The 16,599-nt window shown below is 33.3% G+C and carries 15 protein-coding genes; 4 read left to right on the top strand and 11 right to left on the bottom strand.

The window, feature by feature from the left end; genetic code table 11:
* Position 1 precedes the first annotated feature (1 nt).
* From NTHER_RS04095 to NTHER_RS15870, 7 genes are all read right to left on the bottom strand, one after another.
* On the bottom strand, positions 2–280 hold the full coding sequence (locus NTHER_RS04095; protein WP_012447260.1) for a hypothetical protein: 279 nt from the start codon (positions 278–280) through the stop codon (positions 2–4).
* Between the two features lie 20 nt (positions 281–300).
* Positions 301–2,166, bottom strand: a complete 1,866-nt coding sequence (locus NTHER_RS04090; protein ID WP_012447259.1) for an N-6 DNA methylase — start codon at positions 2,164–2,166, stop codon at positions 301–303.
* A 14-nt stretch (positions 2,167–2,180) separates the two neighbouring features.
* Positions 2,181–2,678 (bottom strand): hypothetical protein, encoded by a 498-nt coding sequence (locus NTHER_RS04085; RefSeq protein ID WP_012447258.1) that lies wholly within the window; start codon positions 2,676–2,678, stop codon positions 2,181–2,183.
* A gap of 588 nt (positions 2,679–3,266) precedes the next feature.
* Complete coding sequence (locus tag NTHER_RS04080) at positions 3,267–4,247, bottom strand: hypothetical protein (RefSeq protein WP_012447257.1); 981 nt, start codon at positions 4,245–4,247, stop codon at positions 3,267–3,269.
* Between the two features lie 157 nt (positions 4,248–4,404).
* Positions 4,405–6,948, bottom strand: coding sequence for a restriction endonuclease-like protein (locus NTHER_RS04075; RefSeq protein ID WP_012447256.1), 2,544 nt, complete (start codon positions 6,946–6,948; stop codon positions 4,405–4,407).
* On the bottom strand, positions 6,923–8,929 hold the full coding sequence (locus NTHER_RS15080) for an McrB family protein (RefSeq protein ID WP_012447255.1): 2,007 nt from the start codon (positions 8,927–8,929) through the stop codon (positions 6,923–6,925). Before NTHER_RS15080 ends, NTHER_RS04075 begins: the two co-directional genes overlap by 26 nt.
* 31 nt (positions 8,930–8,960) lie before the next feature.
* Positions 8,961–9,185, bottom strand: coding sequence for a hypothetical protein (locus tag NTHER_RS15870; RefSeq protein WP_158438211.1), 225 nt, complete (start codon positions 9,183–9,185; stop codon positions 8,961–8,963).
* Positions 9,186–9,278: 93 nt separating this feature from the next.
* Between NTHER_RS15870 and NTHER_RS04060 the strand changes: the two genes are divergently transcribed.
* The 4 genes from NTHER_RS04060 (at position 9,279) to NTHER_RS04045 (ending at position 12,503) form a co-directional block, all read left to right on the top strand.
* Entirely contained in the window at positions 9,279–9,605 is a 327-nt protein-coding gene (locus NTHER_RS04060; RefSeq protein WP_012447253.1) for a nucleoside triphosphate pyrophosphohydrolase, read from the top strand.
* Positions 9,606–9,718: 113 nt separating this feature from the next.
* Positions 9,719–9,952 (top strand): hypothetical protein, encoded by a 234-nt coding sequence (locus NTHER_RS04055; protein WP_012447252.1) that lies wholly within the window; start codon positions 9,719–9,721, stop codon positions 9,950–9,952.
* A gap of 197 nt (positions 9,953–10,149) precedes the next feature.
* Entirely contained in the window at positions 10,150–11,055 is a 906-nt protein-coding gene (locus tag NTHER_RS04050) for a PAS domain-containing protein (RefSeq protein WP_012447251.1), read from the top strand.
* Entirely contained in the window at positions 11,052–12,503 is a 1,452-nt protein-coding gene (locus NTHER_RS04045) for a sensor domain-containing diguanylate cyclase/phosphohydrolase (RefSeq protein ID WP_012447250.1), read from the top strand. The genes NTHER_RS04050 and NTHER_RS04045 overlap by 4 nt, the downstream gene beginning before the upstream one ends.
* 546 nt (positions 12,504–13,049) lie before the next feature.
* Here NTHER_RS04045 and NTHER_RS04040 read toward each other — a convergent pair.
* The 4 genes from NTHER_RS04040 to NTHER_RS04025 are packed head-to-tail and all read right to left on the bottom strand — an operon-like array spanning position 13,050 to position 16,558.
* Positions 13,050–14,159: an amidohydrolase gene (locus tag NTHER_RS04040; RefSeq protein WP_012447248.1), complete on the bottom strand. Its 1,110-nt coding sequence runs from the start codon at positions 14,157–14,159 to the stop codon at positions 13,050–13,052.
* Between the two features lie 36 nt (positions 14,160–14,195).
* Positions 14,196–15,362: a beta-aspartyl-peptidase gene (iadA, locus tag NTHER_RS04035; RefSeq protein WP_012447247.1), complete on the bottom strand. Its 1,167-nt coding sequence runs from the start codon at positions 15,360–15,362 to the stop codon at positions 14,196–14,198.
* Between the two features lie 51 nt (positions 15,363–15,413).
* On the bottom strand, positions 15,414–15,899 hold the full coding sequence (locus tag NTHER_RS04030) for a YjiG family protein (protein ID WP_012447246.1): 486 nt from the start codon (positions 15,897–15,899) through the stop codon (positions 15,414–15,416).
* Positions 15,863–16,558, bottom strand: a complete 696-nt coding sequence (locus NTHER_RS04025) for a nucleoside recognition domain-containing protein (RefSeq protein ID WP_012447245.1) — start codon at positions 16,556–16,558, stop codon at positions 15,863–15,865. Before NTHER_RS04025 ends, NTHER_RS04030 begins: the two co-directional genes overlap by 37 nt.
* Between the last annotated feature and the right edge of the window lie 41 nt (positions 16,559–16,599).

The following is a 16,599-nucleotide window of genomic DNA, read 5'->3' as shown; positions in this document are numbered from 1 at the left end:
CCTAATTTTTTATGTTTTCATGAGCATAAAGGCCAGCAAAAACTATTCCTTCAATATCCAAATGAGAATGGAAACTTTCGCTAAACTTTTCTAACCGCTCTAAGCAAAAGTCGTTTTCAATATCCTCTATTTCCTCTATCAAGGAAAAATCTATTTTGAAGTTGTCAATTTCATTTTTATCTATCTCTGCATCGTTTAATAGTTCTATAACCCCATCATAACTAAAATTATAGCATATTTTTACAGTAATTGAATCTAACAGAGATACCTTTGTCTTCATTGATCACAGAGATAAATGGGTCACTTCTTCTCTGTGATACTTTCATGAATACCTAAACTTCTATAAGCATAAAGGTACAGTTGTTTATGTTCCTCTTTAGCTTTTTGTATTTTCCTTTGTAACGTCAAATCAGCATTTCTTAACTTATTAGAGATTGCTTTTTGTTCCTCTAATGAAACCTTAGGTATATAGATTTTCTCAATATCTTTAACTTTCAACACAGAGACAGCGGATCCCTTCTGATATAAGGAAAGGTATTTAATACCTATAGGACTTTCCATGAAATACTTAATAAAATAGGGGTCGACATTGTCATTAGGCCTAAAACCGATAAAATTATGAGATAATAGTGTGTTTTCAATTTCTTCTGGAATAACAGCAATTTTAATAGAATTACCTCGACTTGAAATAATTACATCACCTGGCTGAACTTCATACGAACTTGGATTTTTTAGTTCTTTAGCATTATAAGAATCGGCATTTTCAAGAAAAATCTCACCATTCTCTACATTGGATAATTGAAGTATTTTATGGGTTGGGGATTCAGACTTCTGGGTTTTGTATGCATGAGTATTTAATCCTCTATAGAAAGTACCTAAGCTTTTTAAAGAAACAGTTTCAGTATTATTTTCATAATCCTTTCGATCAATCTCAAACTTACCAATAGGAGTTGTCACTTCACAATCTTCAAAGTAATTTTTAACTAATAAGCTGTGATCTATTATATCTTCTCTATTGATCCACATACTAAAACCATCAATAGTATCCTTTCTAATGTATGCTTCAATGATCATATCTAAATCTTCTCTAGGTAATTCAAATCCCTTATGTTCAATATCTTTGGCATTAACCATAAAAATTTTCTCAGTTGATTCTTCAGGTTTAAGTTTATTTAAAATTATTATAGAAACTGGAATATTAGTTCCTGCTAATAATCCAGACGGTAAATCTACGACTCCTTCAATAACGTCATTATTGATTAATTTTTCTCTAATTTTAGCTTCTCTACCTCCCCTAAATAATACTCCGTGCGGTACAACTATTGCAGCTTTACCAGATCGGTTTAACGATGTTAATGCATGTAATATAAAAGCCATATCTCCATGCTGCTTACTAGGAATACCATATCGGAATCTACCAAAAAGATCTCTTCTAGCTTCCTCAACGCCCCAGTCACGTAATCCAAAAGGAATATTCATCCCAATATAATCAAAAGTTTTTAAATTATTATCTTCTGTAGTCATAGGATTTCTTAATGAGTCTTCTCTTTCTAATACTACATCATGACATTCATTAAATATTAGGTTTATTTTACCAAGTGCCCAGATTTTAGGATCTATTTCTTGCCCATATAACTGTAATGCACCTCCCTCTTGTTCTGCAAATTCAGAAGCTTCAATGAGAGTATTACACAACCCTGCTGTTCCGTCATAAAAACTACCATCCATAGGGGCAATCAACCTTACTATTAGTTCATTTAATGTGTTTGAAGTGTGCCATACCCCGGAGGCTTTGCCTATCCTTTTAGAAAAGTGGTCAATTACAGTTTTTAAAAACTGTTTGTGATCTTGAATCTCATCTATACCTAGCATAAAATTATATAAATTAACATCAGATAACGACTTACCTGGAAAAATGTTAAGGACATTATTTAATCTATAATTATTTCCCTCTATCAATTCAATTGCTTTTTCAACTCTTTTAACCAAGTTAAGTCCACTCGCTATCAAACAATTCCAAGTAGCGTCTTCTGGAATATAGTAAGGGGATTTAGTCTCAGAGATGTGTTTTATAGTTAAAACTGGGAATATAACATCTAAGTATTCTTCAGGTTGGAGCTCTCCTCGCAAATGTTCACACAACTGAAAAATATGTTTATGTTCCATTTTACATCCTCCCTTTATAAGTTTTTTATTACGTCTCTAGAAACTTTTAAAGCATAATCGAGACTTCTATTAGTTCCATATACCCAAAGTCCATGAGATCCTTTTTTTCTTCTAATACTTACTGATAATTGCCCTTGATATTGTCTATTTAAATCAATACATTTTTCTAATTCTTCAAACTTTATCAAGGCAATTTCAGTGTTATTCAGTTTATTTTGACTACAGATAAAAGCAAAGATAGTGTCTTTCCCCTGTTTTTTACCTTTAATGGTTTTAATTTCTTCAATTTCATTGTCTGAAAAAACAAAGCTCCAAGTAGAACTGTTTTGTCCATTGCTACTTGGTTTTGATAAAAATTTAGAGTATATTTGGTATTCATCCCCATTATCCGTAAATAAACCATAAATTTTACGCTTGTTTCCCGCTTCAATCATTACTGGTGAAAATTCGTTGTTAACCAAAACCGAAAGCAAAGCTCCATAATAATAATCCGCTTTTCTAACAATACACATTAAAACCTCTCCCTCCATTAATTTGTTTTATTGGAATTACTCGATTTTAGTAATCTCGTTATTAAGAATTAAGGCTTAAAAATTTTATTAAAATATTTGTTCATCCACATATAGACTATCAAAAAACTATTACACTTTCAATATTAATTTTTAGTATATTCTTTACTAAAAATTAATATTGCTGAAATTTAGTATTTATGATAGGATGAGTTCTTATAGATATCACTTTTCTTTTATATTGGCTCTCTTATACTCCGTTGTTGATAGTTGAACTCTTCGATTGAACTAATTTTGTGTAGCGTTGATATTACATCTTAACGATCCAACATTAGAATTAAAGTCAAATAACAGGATGTTATTTGCTGATCATGCTCAGGGATAAGCAGTTGATCAGGAAGCTTTAATTCTACTGTTGGGAAGTTTTAGATGTACCAGCCCGAAATTTTGATGTGAAATTGAGAATTCAACTATCAACATTCAAATTTAACACAGCCTTTATATTAATACTTGTGTATTTTTAATGACAGTCACAATCCACTTTAATACACCAGTAGGTTTATTAACATATATTTATATTACCGAATTCTTTCATAACTCTTCTAATATATTAGATCCATATCTTAATAAAAACCGGGCAACATCTTCACCAATGAGCAAACCAACATGTTTATCAATATGATTTCTTAATTCATCAATAGCTTTATCTAAATTAGGAGTAGAACAATCAGCTGTTGAAATAATCAGTCCCATACTTGCTTCGGGATAGTACTCAAAAGCATTTTTAATATCTACAACACAAGTTGTATCCCAATGTTCTCCTTGATAAGATTTAACTTGTACAATAAGAATTTCTTCTCTATCTACAGCTGTTATAGGTAAACCACTTTCAAATTTAACTAAAATATCTGCTCCTACATCTGCCCTCCCCCCCTTTTTTTCAACACTAATTACTCTTGGAACATTCTGCAAAACTTCTACACATAAATCTTCAAGTGATTTGCTTGGGTAATTATGTTTAATTTTTCGCGTAATTTCACGTAGGAACGGCTGAATCTCTTTGCTCAACCTACTCTCAGAAGTTAATTCAAGTTCAGATTGACCTGTTTTTAAGTTATAAAGTAATTCTTCAAATTCTTCTTTTAAATAAATATGCCACCATGCACCTTGTAATTTTAACCTTGTACTCAGAGCAGGATGCACTATATTACTGTTTCTATCAAAAATATAAATTGAGTTAGGATCAACTGGAAATCGATGGTTAAAATCTTTATCTTCAAATCTCCAATAATATTCTCCTGTTACCCTAGCTAAAGTGCATTTACCCCATTCCGGTATATTTATATAAATTACATAATCCCCGTTCTTAATGTCTAGTAAAAAAGGATAATAACATTTCTTTTCTTCATATGTAAGACTTCCCCATCCTTCTTCGTTTATTCTCTTGTCCAATTTGCGTAAATCTGCAGATTCAATATAACTCCAACCGAATCTTCCTTCTCCTTTTTTTAACGACAAGTACACATCACACCATTCAGAGTTTCCTTTAATTGCATATACTTTATAACTCAAAATATTCACCTCTTATTTCAAATTTTTAAGTATACCTAACCAATATTTCTAGAATTTGCTTTAAAATTCCTGGAATAATAGTTAAAATTTTCTTTCATTTTAAGGAGTGAACCGAAAAAAATCATCGACTTGAAATTATTAAGATTTAAAAGTCGATTTATTTTTTATTACTAACCCCCAATTTCCATATCTCTATTATATTTTTCAATATTACTCTTGCTTGACCTCGCAGATCTTGAAACTTAAAAATTTCTTCATCATAATCAGTAATAACCTTGAATCTTTCTTGATCTACTCTTTCTATGATCAACTCGGGAAATTCAATAAGTTCAAATCGTTCATCAGATTTAATCATCTCTGTAGGAAACTTAAATTGGGCTTGGTTTTCTATACGTCTCAGCTCTTTCAACAACCGCATCTCTTCCCAAGTCAGATGAAGTTCTGGATACGTTTCAGCCTCTCTAAAGAGGTACCAGTTAGTAAATTGCGGACCCTGAGGACCATAACCTTGAGGCTTTATAGGTTTATCAAGTTTTTTCCATTCATCAACTATAAATTTAACAGCTAATTCATTAGGTTGTGAGGCTGCTTTAACCTCTTTGATTTCTTTTCTAGGAATAATATAATACTCTTGTATTTTTCCATAGTAGAAAATCCCTTGTTCTTGTTGGTTCTGAAATTTCCGCTTTGATTGGTAGAGTGCAATATATCGAAGTAAACCAAGTTGATTTTTAACCTGATCAAGGTAGGTATAGTACATATTATTGTTTAAACACAATTCAAGTTGTTCTGCTCGTCTTAGAGGTCCAATAAGGACATCGCTAATTTGTTGTTGTTTATCGAAGTAATTTCTAGTTCCCTGTTGTATTACAGAACGCTCAAAAGCAGTATCTGATGACTCTAGTAATAAATCATCAAGAAAAGATTTTACTAGTTTAGCTTGACTTGGTAAGAATGGTAAAGCTCCAATACTAATTTCAGAAATACTATCATAAAACTTGCTTGGCTTCCCGCCTTCTAATCCCGCAAATTTCTGTTCATTATTATGAGGAAATAGTACAAAAGCTCCGAAAATATCCCTAGTATAATCTTCTTTATGTTTGTTATTAGCTACTATAGCGTCACGATAACGATGCATAGCATTAATGGTATCTACTGGTGGTCCGATTTGATTAAACTTCTGTTTATATTCAATACTTGTATCCAGTCGATATTTTGCATCGAAAATGTACTGATAGCGGACATTTGAGTCACTTTTCTTTATAGACAGGATGTTATCTGGATGTTGACCAACAGTAGGCAAGTTGTTAAAAGCCCTATTATAAGCTACAGTAAACTGTTCGTTTGTTTTAGGATCTCGATAGGTTAACTGGGATTCCCTTCCCTTCTTTAATTTCACTATAATCCCAGATCTATCTAAGCTAATTAGATCATTGTATTCCAGTTGATACTTATTTCTAAGTAGAGAATTTAACTTTAAAAAGCACCAGTACTCATAAAGTAAAGCCACATCTTTTATTGAAATATCGAAAAAATCAGAGGTTAGATTTAAGCCTTTTTTCATCATAAGGTAATATTTATAAACATCACGATATCCTTGTCCCATCTGCATCACTAAGGAACTACTTTCTAATCTAGTTAATCTTCCTGCAAATTGTAGAAAACTATAGTTAATAAAGTGTCTTAGTTTAGATCTCATTTTATTAATTTCATTTTGTACTTCTTCTTTAACTTCTAGTTGTTCATTATTCAGTTTTTCTGAGAATCTCTTTAATTTTTTATCTATTACTAGAAGAATCCACTTCAAAAATCTGTTCTCATAAGTATCATAACTAAATTCTTTTTTAGTATCTAAAATTTTTCTTGGAATGTAATTGTTATTGTTAATAGCTATGCCAGAATGAGAACTCTTTTGCATTATATTAGGTCTTTTTTGAAGCCATTTAAGAGTATCTTTGTTATTCTTTTTCGCTTTTTCAGGTCTAACAACTTTATTTGAAGGAACTATTTTATGATGGGGTTGATTTTTAACACGCTCCAAGGAATTATAAAATTCCTTAAAAATAGCTGAAATTATTGTATAAAATTCTGCTTCAGATGGAGTTTCTTCTTTTGTTATCTGTGCAGAAAAATATGTCCTTCTAAGAAAATCAAAAGCCAAATTATAAATTTCTTGGTTAACTTCTTGAAGCATCTGATAGAAATCCTCTATATAATCCAATTTACTTGGAAAAACTTCTATTTCAAAAGAAAAAATTTTAACACCATTTTCTTCTAGCACAAACCGTGAAAACCCGATGTCATTGTGGAAATTGATTACTCCAGTATATATCTGACCACTACTTCCTGTAGGGGTAACTGCATTATCTAAATGAGGATTATCATGGGTAAGTTTATAATCATTGTTACCATCATTAACTTCCAAAACTACTTCATAATTTGTTTGCTCAAAAAAACACGGGGGCATTCCTTCATAGTAATATGGTCTTAATCCGCTAGGACTTTTAGGATCAAAAATCTTCACTTGATAGCTTTGATCTACAAAGGACTCTACACTAACATAACTTCTTTTTTGCTTGATATTATGTAGCTTTCCATCGTTATTTTTATTTACAGGCAAGCCTTTGATTGACAATGTAAATCTATCAGTTTCTATAACTAGTAATTCTTTAAGTTTAGAGCCAGAATGAAGTGAAGCCATCTTCTTCAAACCTTTCTAACATAAATTCTGCTTTTTCTTTACTGTGTGGCAAACTGTCTGAACACAGTTCTATCAGTTCTTTTAATACGGATTCAATTTTTAATGAGCTCCCCTGAATTCTTGGCAATATTTTTTGCATTATTTGAAAGTCTTTAGCAGTGTTTTCAGGAAGTAATTTAAATTTATTATTATTTAACAAATAAAAGCAAAATTCATCTCGTATACGATATCCTATTTGAAGTTGTAAACCTGGTTTATTAAGAATTGAGTTTAATTGTTTTAAAAACTCTACTTGCTGTTTGATAAAATCTTCATTTCCATAATAGCAATCTTTTAACTTTATATATTCAGTTTTAAATATATTGTTATGAGCTTTTTTGGGTAATATTTCTTCTCCTTCATGATCAGGGAGATAGTCTAAATTTACTTCATTAAATTCAATTGTATTAGCTCGATCGAGAACCTTAGGACTAAAAGAATGAGTAGTTTCATCCATGTTTACAGTACCAACAATGTATAAATTGTCCGGGAAAGTTAGGGAATCATCTAATCCTTCAACATGCATGGGTGCAGTTATTATTCTTTCACCTTGTTTTTTCCGTGTTTCCATAACACTTAAGATATCGCTAAAATAGTATTCCACTCTTGCTAAGTTCATTTCATCTAAACAGACAATATAAGGGTGATCTTGATTTGCTTTCGCTTTTCTAATCACTTTTGTGAGTTCACCTTCAATAAAATCACCTTGCAAGTTTTTATAACCTAGTAAATCAGTACTATCATTCCAATCTGGACGTACTGGAATAAGAGTAAACTGTCCATTTTCTCTAGTTGCTCCTAGTGAATTGGCCACTAATTCTACTAATTTACTTTTTCCTGTTCCTGATAAACCTGCTAATATAACAAAAGGTTTACTTTTTAGAGCTAATAAAAAATTTTTTATTAAGTCATCAGAGAAAACAAAACCTCTATTTCTAATGAAAGAAATAATATGGGGATAGACTTCATTAAGACTTTCAACATCAAAGCTATTATATTCGCTATAGCCATTATATTCGCTGTTGTCTTCTGTAATAAAATTCATTGACTCCCATGTATTTACAGATTGATTAAATTCTATTTCATTACTCGCTTGATCTTGTCTTTTTAAAACAAAATAAGGATGTTCTTGTTCATCTCTTCTGATTTCTTCAAATACAAATTGACCTTCATAGTAAAAGTATGAGTTTTTAGAATATCTGACAAATGCCAAAATAGGATATCCTTCTTCTTTAGACTTTATGACAGATTGATTATTTTTGGAATTTTGGTTATATTTTTTTATTCCAGTATTTTTATCCCTTCGACCCTCTAAATAATATTTTAAAAACTGTTTATTTGCATCCAGCCACTCATTAGGATATTCTTGTCCACTAATTGTACATAAAATTATAGTACCTTGGAATTCTTGTGAATCAACTGGATGAATTCCTTTAATTGAGTTTTGTTCTGATAATGAAGAAATGTCATTTGCATTTACTGGGTACCCACGATCTAAGTCAGACAAATCTTCTAACTTAATCCAATTATTATCTATATTTTTGTAATATTGATAAAGATGCTTATAAGCTACTTTTTTTAACTCCATTCTGTTATCATTTTGATTAAGATCTTTATATGTATTATCTGAAAATTTTATTTGATTGTTTTCTGGATCAAATTCTATGAGCTCTTCTAAGTGAGTAACAGGACCTTTTAATATAGTATTCTTAATTTGAGATGAAGAAAGTTGTTCAGGTATAGACATTTTAGCTCTTTCAATTTCTGGATTCTTACCTTTCTCTTGTCTATCTAAATAAAAGTTCAAAAAACTGTTAACAACATTATCGAAGTCTGCACTCCCATCTGTAGTTACATTTTCCAATAATGCTAAAACAGTAACCATCTTATATGAAGTTTGCCGTTGTTTAAACTTTTCATCAAATCTATTAACAATTGACATAATCACACTCCTAAATATTAAAATTATTTTATTATGCAACCCTTTGAATTTGAGATACTTGCGTTTTATCAATTTCTAAATAAGACATCCCCATTAGTGCAATACTTTGAATCAATATAACCAAAAATAACCCTAAACAAACCACACCAACTGCAACTTTAATAAAATCACACCCTTCTGGAGTATTATTTAAGATGGAGGAAATAATCTCTTGAACTAGAACACTCTTTAAGACATCTCTAATAAAATTAAACATATAAATTATAGATAACATATTTAATTATATATTTTGACAAAAATAACCAAAAAACCTCCATTTTTTAATAATGCGCTTTGAGGTGATATAAAAATGAGAATTAAATACGACAAATTAATCAGAGATAACATACCTAAAATAATTCATAACAATGGTAGTAAAGCTGTAACATATAAACTATCCAACCCTGAAGAACTTAAAGCCAAATTACTTAACAAATTACAAGAAGAAATAGATGAATACATAGAATCAGGAGAGCCAGAAGAACTAGCTGATATCATGGAAGTTATCAAAGCTATAACTGAAAATATTCATGAAATGAATTTTGAAGAAATAGAAAAAATTCGGGCCAAAAAAGAACAAGAACGCGGAGGTTTTGATCAAGGGATAGTCTTATCAGAAGTAAAAGAAAAAAATTAGACCACTTTTCTCACCTTAACAACCATCTGTATAAAATTACCATTTGCGCTCAAAAATATAGTTTAGACACAACCATAAAGTCTATTATGGGTCAAGTATAAGGGGGAAGCACTATGAATGACTACCATATAATTTTAGAGTTGATATTCACCCTAGCTGCTCTAGGATTGCTCATTTCTGCTTTCTACCATATAATTAACAGCAAATCTTATCGGCTTATGTTGAAACGTTTCAAGGGAAAAATTACAGATGAAGAAAGAGAACAATTGTCAAATAATAGTAGGCAAGTGCTTTACAGAGCCCTGGGTGCAATTATTTTGCTAAACATTATGGGACTTTTTAGGTAAAAAGTCCCAAGGGTTTGTAGGACGTATTGAAGAATTTAACAAAGACACATAATATACCACCCAGTATACAGTATACGTCTTTATATACACTACACTAGTATTAAATGCCCTTCTCAGGGCTTTTTTTATAGCTTATTATTCGACAATTTAGTTGGTTTTTCGACTAACTGTGTACTCCTACATTGAGGAGGTGCATTATGTCATCCCAAAATCAGGATGATTGTAAAAAACAGTTAAAGGAATTACAGAATCAATACCAAAAATTACAGCAAGAATACGAAACCATCCTTAATAGTACTCATGACCTCATTTTCTTCATAGGTGTGGAAAAGAATGGTACCTTTCGATTCTTGAAGGGGAATAACCAATATCAAAAACTCACGGGGTACTCACAAGAAAAAATTGCAGGAAAAACCATGTACCAACTTTTTGATCAAGAAATAGCCGATTTTTTATGCAATAACTACAAAAAGTGCTGTAAAACTAAAGATGTTATTACCTTAGAAGAAACACTACCATTTCCCAATGGAACAAGAACATATTCAACAACACTTACTCCGATAATTGAAAACGGTGAAGTGATTCAAATTGTGGGTTTTTCTCAAGATATTACAGAACATAAATTAATGGAAAACCGGAGAATGTACAGGAACAAAATCTTAACAGCATTAGCAAATAAGGAAGAACTGGCAGATGTACTTAGTTTAACTATTCAGTGGCTAGAAAGTGAAGATCCACAGGCCAAAGGTGCCATCATGTTATTAGATAAAAATAAAGAAAAGCTACATCTAGCAGCTGCTCCTAGTTTGCCGGATGAATTTAAACAAGAGATTGACGGATTAAGGATTGAAAAAGCCGGAGTTGCTTGCAGTGCCGCAGCGCATTCAGGCAAGAGATCAGTTGTAGAAGATACTTTCACTCACCCAGATTACCACTTTAAAGAACTGGCGCAAAAATTTAATCTCAGATCCTGTTGGTCAGAGCCGGTCTATTCAAGTCAAGGTGAAATCATTGCGACTTTCGTTGTTTATCATAACAAGCCTAAATCCCCTGATGAAAAAGATCTGAAAGACTTAAAATTTCTGCTGACTCAACCAGGATGACCATTGAACACAAACAAGCAGAAGAAGAGCTACGTCTTAGTGAAGAGAAATTCAGGCGATTTATCGAAAATGCCAGTGATATAGTCTTTACTTTGGACAAGGAAGGGTATTTAACCTTTGTTTCCCCTAACTGGAAACAATTATTGGGCCATGATCCGGAGAATGTTGTAGGTAACCATTATAAAGAATTTGTACATAGTGAAGATATTGAAAAAGTCATAGCTAAACATAAAGAACTTTTAGAAACCGGTACTTTAGATAGCGAAATAGAGTACAGGGTTAGACATAAAAGTGGCGAGTGGAAATGGCATGCCTCTCGCATAAATATAATGGAAAGTGACGAAAATCGGGTAGTGATACTTGGTGTAGCTCGAGATATCACCTTAAGAAAAGAAGCTGAAAGTAAGATACGTTATTTAAGCTTTCATGACAGCTTGACTGGTTTATACAATAGAGCCTATTTAGATGAACAAATCAAGCAATTAAATAATAAACACTTCTATCCCTTAAGTGTTATCATGGCTGATTTAAACGGACTAAAATTAGTTAACGATACTTATGGTCATTTAGCCGGGGACGAAATGCTTAAAAAAGCTGCCAGCTCAATTAAAAATTCCATTCGTAAGAATGATATCGTTGCACGCTGGGGTGGTGATGAATTCTTGATACTTTTACCCCAGACCAATAAACAAGATGCAAAAAAACTAAGCGAGCGGCTCTTAGATAGTTGCAAAAATCAATATGTTCAAGATGTTCCCATCTCATTAGCTGTAGGAAGAGCAACAATAACCAAACCTGAAAATGATGATGAATATTTAACTAAAACACTAATTGAAGCTGAAGATGATATGTATAAACAAAAATTAGCAAACAGTAGAAGTGCAAGAAGTTCTATTTTAACCGCCTTGTTAAAAACCTTAGAAGCAAAAAGTTTTGAAACAGAAAGTCATACTGTACGTATGCGCAATATTGCTAAACAAATAGGTAAAAAAATCGGATTATCTGATTCGGAATTAAACAAGCTAAATCTATTAATTACTCTCCATGACATAGGTAAGATTAACATCCCGGAAGATATCTTGAGTAAACAGGGAAAGTTAACAGAAAAAGAATGGGAAACTATCAAAACTCACCCCCTCACCGGTTATCGCATAGCCCTTGCTACAGAAGAGTTTGCCCATGTGGCAGAGGGAATTTTATCTCACCATGAGCGATGGGACGGTAAGGGGTATCCTCAAGGACTAAAGGAAAAAGAAATCCCTCTATTGGCAAGGATCACTACCATTGCCGATGCTTATGAAGTGATGACAAATGGAAGACCTTATCAAAAACCCATGACCCAAGGGGAAATTATTGAAGAGTTTAAACGTTGTTCAGGTTCTCAATTTGATCCAGAATTAGTACAAGCTTTCCTAGAAATATTGACTAATACAGAGATCCAACTTTAACGAGATAAATTTTTGGATAATTTTCTGAAAAAAGATTGTGCTTTCATTTCTTTCATGGTATAATAAACATGTAACACGTTAGTGTAACACAATTAAACTTTAGTAACACGAACATGGTACGTGAGAGCTTGGAGCGTGTACGTGCAAGTGCAGGTGAGCTTGGAGCGTGTACGTGCAAGTGCAGGTGAGCTTGGAGCGTGTACGTGCAAGTGCAGGTGAACTTGGAACGGGAACGTGCAAGTCAAGTTCAGTTTGGAACGGGGTACGTGCAAGCGGAAGTGCAAGTAGAACGCATAGGAATTTGAAGTGAAGTGAACTGTACGTGTAACGTATCAAGTGGAACGTGCAAACGGAACGTGTGTACTGGGAAGGTGCAAGTAGAAAGTATAAGTGAACCGGGTTCGTGTAAGGGAACGTGGAACATGAACGTGTTTGATAAGGAAAGGACTCGCTTTAATTAGCGAGTCCTTTCCTTATTTTATATAATCATTTTTTAACCTTTGAGCATCCAATAGTTCCCTTTATCTTAAATACAGAGCTGAGATATCAATCTTCCAGCCTTTTTTTGGTCATTTTAACGAGAATATTACATCCTTTAATTAGTGCTGACTTGTCAAAACTCATATCGGGATGATGGAGCCCAGGTTTCAAATCTGCACCTAAGCCGATATAGGTTGTTTTTATCCCTAGATCTTGGGAATAAAAATGAAAATCTTCAGCTCCCGGTGTAAGCATGGGATCTAGTGACTTGCCGAGTTCTTCCTTAATAACTTCATCTGCTAACTGGATTAAATCCTCGTTGTGCTCGGCAGCTGGGACTCCTCCTTCAAAGTCAATTTGGGATTGTGCTCCTACAGTTTTAGCACCATTCTCTATGGCATAATCTAGCTTAGTACGAATATCATCCATTACTTCATTGGTTTGAGCCCTAATATCAACTGTTAACACAGCTCTATCGGGAATAATATTAAATACTTCTCCTCCGGCTTTAAATGAAGTTACTTTAACAGAGTAAGATACAGCAGGATTAGCTTTTATACTGTTAATAGCGTTAGTTATTGCAACACCCGCGTCAACAGCATTCACTCCTAAATGAGGTCTTGCACCATGAGAGTTTAAACCTTTAACAGTTATATCTACTCTTTTACTTGATCCATGTATCAGTGCTGGAGTAGCCTCCCCTAACTTAGCCTCTTGAATAGGTCTTAAATGGATACCCACCATTTCTTCAACTTCATTAATGTGACCACTTTCTATGATACTTTTAGAGCCTCCTAATTTTTCTTCTGCAGGTTGGAAGACTACATAGATCTTGCCTGTACTAATTCCTGTTTCGATAATCTGCTTGGCCGCCCCAAGAACCATTGACGCATTGGCATCATGTCCACAGGCATGTAGATTATATTTCTCGCCATCCTTTTCAAATTCTAATGCATCCATATCAGCTCTTAACGCAAAGATTGGACCCGGATTTTTGCTATCCAATATACCTATTACACCTGTACCATTAATTTTATCTAAAACAGTATATCCCATTTCCTTTAATTCATTGGCTATAAAAGCAGAAGTCTTATACTCATCATATCCTACTTCAGGCATATTATGAAGTTCTTCAAATACCCTGAACACGTATTCTTCTAACTTATTTGTAGTCATAATTTTCACCTTGACATTTGATTACTCTAGAAAGTATTACTCAAATGTCCCTTTCTTTAATACTTTTTTGTGAGATACCATTAACTCCCCTTTGGCATATACTGAATCAATTGTTAAATCATTCTGATCTAAGAAAACCAAATTAGCTTGATTACCTTCTAAAATTCTTCCTTGGTCAGCTAATTTATAAATCTCAGCTACATTCTGGGTGATAGTACTTATAGCTTCCTGAGGTTCTAATTTTTCATGCAATATTGCATCTCTAACTTCAGAATAGAGGGAGTTAACAGAACCAATCCCTAGTCCCTTAAAATTCCCTTCTTCATCAAAGGATGGTAAACTTCCCTGTCCATCAGAACTCAAGGTGACTTTACTTAAATCTACACCACTATCTTTCAATTTTCTCAATATTTTACTTGGTTTTAACATTATTTTTTGTGAGGCCCCACTAGTGGTTAAGTCAATGTAACCACCGTTTCTTGTATACTCCACACCTTCTTCTAACAGTCTTTCGCTTCTATTAATGTGAGTTGGCAAAAACTGAGTGCATGGAATATCAGTGTTTTCTACAATTTGGTTCAAATAACGTAGTCCATCCTTTTCATCACCTAGGTGTAAATTTATTACTCCTGGTTTCCCAGAAAGCATGCCACCTACCCTTGCTTCTCCAGAAAGCTTTTTAATTTCTTCCAATGTTGGCTTAGAAGATCTGTGATCTGAAATAGCAATTTCACCAACACCAATTACTTTATCAATTATTACAAGATCATCTCTAACATTACCGGTAATAGTGTGAACGGGTATTTGATATGAACCGGTCAGAATATAGGTTGATATTCCTTCTGACTCTAAAGCTCTAGCTTTTGCTAGAAGACTGGTCATATGTCTAGTGGTTCCATCTGTACCCAAAACACCTATTACTGTTGTAATGCCAGCTTCAGTGAGTTTTGAAAGCTGAATTTCAGGAGTTCGAGTATTATATCCTCCTTCACCTCCGCCACCAATCAGATGTACATGGTTATCTATAAATCCTGGTACTACCCAATAGCCCTCTGAATCAATTATTTCTAGCTCTAACCCCGAGTTTTCAGACAAGTTAATTTCATCTGATATCATCTGAATCTTATCACTTGCCAATAAAATATCTTTCTTACCTAAATATTCCGGTGTGTAAAGTTGAGCATTTTTAATTAGTGTTAGCATAATACACTCCTTTCACATCCCTATTTTGATACAAGAAAATAATTATTCATTTTAAAAGAGAGGTAAAGCTAAATAATTCATAACTAACATCGCAATCAAGCCATTTAAAATACAAATCCCAAATAATACTGGCCAGTGATTAGCATTAACTTGAGCCGTACCTAATAAACGTCCGGCATATTGAATTTGAGAACCCATAAGAAAAATAGCTGGAAATAGGATTACCAAGTGTTGTCCATCTAATACACCTTGTTCAAATAAGCTAGCTGCAACGCCTATTCCTCCACCCATTGATAACCAGGCCCCAGCAAGAACAGCCGCACCTTCTCCCGGTATTCCAAAAATCGCCATTACCGGTCCTAGCACATTTCCAAGTAGATCTAATAATCCAACAATATTAAGAGCATGTATGATTACAAATGCCATAACAACATTTGGCAACATGTTAAATACTCCAACATTCCAACCTTTCTTTGCACCATCAACAAAAACCTGTGTTACTAATCTGCCATCGTTGGTTTCTTGTTTTGCTCCCATTCAGCATCCCCCTTATCTCTCATCAAATTTAATCGCATTAAATTAGCTCCAACAAACTTCATAATGAAAATAACTGCCAAAGGTATGATCATTGGAACAGTAATGGCCATACTACCATCAGACATTGTTAACCCATATAAGATCGCGCCTGAGGCAAATACATTTGTGATTGTTGCACCTGCTGAAAACTGAAAGGATGCAAAAACACTTTTTTGTTTTTGAGTAATTTCTTCTGCTTCAGAAAGAGACTTTGTCATTGCCCCACCAGCATCAGTACTCTGTAGACTAGCAATTAATGTAAGGCCAGCTGCTCCTGGCAAACCAAGAAGTGGTTTTAAAAGAGGTGTTAAAAGCTTCCTTGCGGCATCAAGAGCACCGTAATGTTGAGCTATTTCTACTATTGCCAAAGCAAATATCACTGTTGGCAGTAGACTTAAACCAAACATAAATCCGTCTCTTGCTCCTGTACCTTCAACACCTCGAAAGGTTGTTGAGCCATCAGCGTTTTCAATGGCCCCAAAGCTACCATTTAAAGTTGAGAAATCTAATAGACCCAGTGCTTCTGGCCCATCAATCATTCCAAAAATACCGGAAAAAAACATTACTGCTAAAATTAGAGCTATATAAGCACCTATTCCCACTTTGTTGTCTTGTGACATTTTAATACCTCCCTATTATATACATTTGAATTAGTCCTACT

The sequence above is a fragment of the Natranaerobius thermophilus JW/NM-WN-LF genome (genome assembly GCF_000020005.1).
GTDB lineage: Bacteria > Bacillota > Natranaerobiia > Natranaerobiales > Natranaerobiaceae > Natranaerobius > Natranaerobius thermophilus.
Note: the sequence above shows the minus strand (reverse complement) of the source record. Positions and strands in the feature narration are given on the sequence as shown.